General features: G+C 38.4%; 1 protein-coding gene. It reads left to right on the forward strand.

Annotated elements, in window-relative coordinates; all coding sequences use genetic code 11:
- Positions 1 to 1,330, forward strand: a protein-coding gene (locus EDD57_RS14210; protein WP_131850071.1) for an IS3 family transposase whose coding sequence is annotated in 2 segments (ribosomal slippage) — positions 1 to 426 and positions 426 to 1,330 — 1,331 coding nt annotated over the 2 segments. Because the reading frame shifts where the segments join, the coding sequence is not laid out codon by codon here. This gene is flagged as partial in the annotation.
- Between the last annotated feature and the right edge of the window lie 32 nt (positions 1,331 to 1,362).

Raw genomic sequence — 1,362 nt, forward strand, 5'->3', positions numbered from 1 at the left:
TTGAGACAAAATTAGAAGCTGTGAAAGCCTATATAAACGGTATGGGATCATACAAAACGGTGGCTCAACAGTATCAAGTAGGAGAAGATGATTTAGGAAAATGGGTATCGCTATATCGAGAACATGGTTACCAATCTTTACAGAAAAGATTTGCAAATCACTCTGTTGAGTTTAAAATGGATGTACTTAATTTTATAAACGAAACGGGAGCGTCCATTAGGAGAGCAGCCGCTGTTTTCAACATACCTTCTCCTCAAACCGTATGGACTTGGCGACACTTGTGTGAAACACAAGGGATAGACGCTCTTAGATCGAAGAAAAAGGGGCGTCCATCCATGAAAAAGAAGTCAAAGAAGAATCAGGAATTAAGTACAGAAGAGGCATTACAAGAGAGAATTAGACACTTAGAAATGGAGAATGACTATCTAAAAAAGTTGAATGCCTTAGTTCAAGACAGGGAAAAGTTAGCCAACAAGACAAAGCCCAAGTGATCTATGAATTAAGGCATAACTACCCTATAAATGCTCTATTAAAAATTGCAGGTATTGCTCGTAGTACCTACTATTACTGGTTCAAACAGATGAAGAAACCTGATAAATATAAAGAGATGAGGGGAAAAATCGCTTCGATTTTTCATGAACATAAAGGTCGTTATGGCTATCGTCGAATTACATGGGAATTACGAAATCAAGGTTATATATTGAATCATAAAACGGTATTTCGTCTCATGAAGGAACTAGGCTTGAAATGCTTAGTACGTATAAAGAAGTATCGTTCTTATCGTGGTAATGCTGGAAAGATTGCTCCTAACATCCTAGCACGTAATTTCCAAGCGACTAAGCCAAATCAGAAGTGGGTAACCGATATAACTGAATTTCACCTGAATGGTGAAAAGCTCTATTTATCGCCTATTCTTGACCTATACAATGGGGAGATTGTTGCTTATCAGGTGGAAAAGCGTCCTGTATATTCCCTTGTCTCTAAGATGCTAGACAAAGCTTTCGTACAGTTGGGAGAGGGCGAAGCCCCACTCCTCCATTCAGATCAAGGATGGCACTATCAGATGAGTCAATACCGATATGCATTGAAGCAATGCGGCATTACACAAAGCATGTCTCACAAAGGAAATTGCCTAGATAATGCTGTCATGGAAAACTTCTTTGGTTTGCTTAAAAGCGAGTTGCTGTATCTCCTCGAATTCGAGAGTATGGATCATTTTAAACAGGAACTAGAAGATTATATTCACTATTACAACCACAAGCGTTTGAAGATAAAACTAAAAGGTATGAGTCCAGTTCAATACCGAACACATACCCTGCAGGTTATTTAAACTTTTGTGTCTAACTTTTTGGGTTCACTTCA

Source organism: Baia soyae, from assembly GCF_004341445.1.
GTDB lineage: Bacteria > Bacillota > Bacilli > Thermoactinomycetales > Thermoactinomycetaceae > Baia > Baia soyae.